The organism is Burkholderia pseudomultivorans, from assembly GCF_902499075.1.
GTDB lineage: Bacteria > Pseudomonadota > Gammaproteobacteria > Burkholderiales > Burkholderiaceae > Burkholderia > Burkholderia pseudomultivorans.
The window spans coordinates 1-2,242 of record NZ_CABVPP010000125.1 but is presented as its reverse complement, the minus strand read 5'-3'; the positions used below and the strand labels follow the sequence as shown (position 1 = coordinate 2,242).

The 2,242-nt window shown below is 70.0% G+C and carries 2 protein-coding genes; both read right to left on the bottom strand.

Translation table 11 applies throughout. The annotated features are described in order from the left end of the window. Positions 1-1,962 (bottom strand): cytochrome c oxidase subunit I (gene ctaD / locus BST28156_RS34410; protein WP_174904570.1); only part of this gene is annotated, 1,962 nt, incomplete at its 3' end. Positions 1,963-1,975: 13 nt separating this feature from the next. Then, positions 1,976-2,242 (bottom strand): c-type cytochrome (locus tag BST28156_RS34405; protein ID WP_174904569.1); only part of this gene is annotated, 267 nt, incomplete at its 5' end.

Here is a 2,242-nt window from a genome sequence, read left to right as displayed (position 1 = left end):
GTCGCGCTCGGGCGCCGCGGCGCGCTCGCCGAGCGAGCGGCGCGGCCACAGCCACGCGCCGAGCGCGATCGCGCAGCCAAGCGTGGAGATGGCGACGAGCGTCGGCGAGCGCACCAGCATCGCGGCGAACACGGCCGTCGCGAGCAGCGACAGCACGAACGGCACGCAGGTGTCCTCGGGCATCTTGAGAATCGCGCTCGGCGTCGCGGCGAGCGGCGACACCGCGAGCGCCTCGCGCCCGTCGGCGAGCCGGTAGCCGACGCGCAGGCTCGAGCGGTGCGGCTCGCCGCGCGTTTCCCAGAGCGGATGGCGCGACGCGATCAGCGGCAGCACCGCGAAGTTGTAGGCGGGCGTCGGCGACGCGACCGACCATTCGAGGCCCGGCGCTCCCCACGGGTTGTCGCCGGCGCGCGCGCCGCGCCGCGCGCTGACGAGCGCGTTGATCACGAACATCACGATGCCGATGCCGAACACGAACGAGCCGATCGTCGTCAGCAGGTTCGACGTGTCCCAGCCCATGCCGGACGGATAGGTGTAGATGCGGCGCGGCATGCCGAGCAGCCCCGACACGTGCATCGGAAAAAAGCCGACGTTGAAGCCGATCAGCACGACCCAGAACGTCCAGCGGCCGACGCGCTCGTTCATCATGCGGCCCGTGAACTTCGGAAACCAGTAGGTGATGCCGCCGAGCACCGGAAACACGTTGATCCCGAGCAGCACGTAGTGCAGATGCGCGACGACGAAGTACGTGTCGGTCAGCTGCCAGTCGAGCGGCACGGCCGCCGTCATCACGCCCGATACGCCGCCGATCACGAACATCAGCACGAAGCCCGCGAAATACAGGAACGGCGTGCGGAACACCGGCCGCCCGGTCCAGATCGTCGCGATCCACGCGAACACGGCGACCGCGCTCGGAATCGAGATCAGCATGCTGGCCGCGCCGAAGAACGCGAGCGCGAGCGGCGCGATGCCGGTCGCGAACATGTGATGCACCCAGACCTCGAAGCCGATCAGCATCGTCGCGACGGTCGACACCGCAACGGCTTCATACGCGACGAGCGGCCGCCGGCAGAACGTCGGCAGCGCATCCGACACGATCCCCATCGCGGGCAGCACGACGACGTACACCCACGGGTGCGCGAACATCCAGAACAGGTGCTGCCAGAGCAGCGGGCGGCCGTCGTGCGCGACGTCGAAGAAGTGCGTGCCCGCATTGCGGTCGAGCCACAGCAGGAAGAACGCGAGGCTCACCGACGGCACCGCGACGAGATTCGCGACGGACGCCGTGAGCGTGCCCCAGACGATGATCGGCAGCCGGTCGATCGACATGCCGTGCGCGCGCATGCGCAGCAGCGTGACGACGAAGTTGGCGGCGCCGCCCGTCGTCGAGATGCCGAGCAGGATCATCCCGAGCGCATAGATGTCGATGTTCGCGCCCGCGCTGTAGTCGAGCGACGTGAGCGGCACGTAGTTGAACCAGCCGCCGTCGGGCACCGCGCCGAGCGGAAAACTCGCGTAGAGGAACAGCCCCGCGAACAGGAACACCCAGTACGAGAACGCGTTCAGCCGCGGAAACGCCATGTCGCGCGAGCCGAGCATCAGCGGCCACAGATAGTTCGCGAAACCGGACAGCACGGGCAGCGCGTACAGGAAGATCATCGTCACGCCATGCATCGTGAACAGCGCGTCGTACTGCGCGGGCGTGAGCAGCGTCGCATTCGGCCGCGCGAGCTGGATGCGCATCACGAGCGCCTCGACGCCGCCGAGCAGCAGGAACGCGAAGGCGGTGACGATGTAGCGCAGGCCGATCCGCTTGTGATCGACGGTGCCGAGCCAGCCGCGCCAGCCCGGCTCGGACTCCCACAGCGCGGCGAGCGCGCGCTCCTCCGGCGAGCCGGGCGGCGCGTCGCCGAGATCCGGCACGCGCTCGAGCACGGGGCGGGAGTCGTGGGTGACGGCCATCGGCATCCTCCGTTCAGTGCAGCGTCGCGAGATAGGCGGCGAGATCGTCGGCGTCGCGCGGCGCGAGCGCGAACGACGGCATCAGCGTCTGCGGCTTGATCTGCTGCGCGTGTGCGATCCAGCGGCGCAGGTTGTCCGGCGTGTTGTCGAGCGTGCCGGCCGCGAGCGACCGGCGCGACGCGAGGTGCGTGAGGTCGGGGCCCGCATCGCCGGCCGCGTCGGTGCCGCGCACCGTGTGGCAGCCCGCGCAGCGCGCGGCGAACACGCGCGCGCCGTGCGC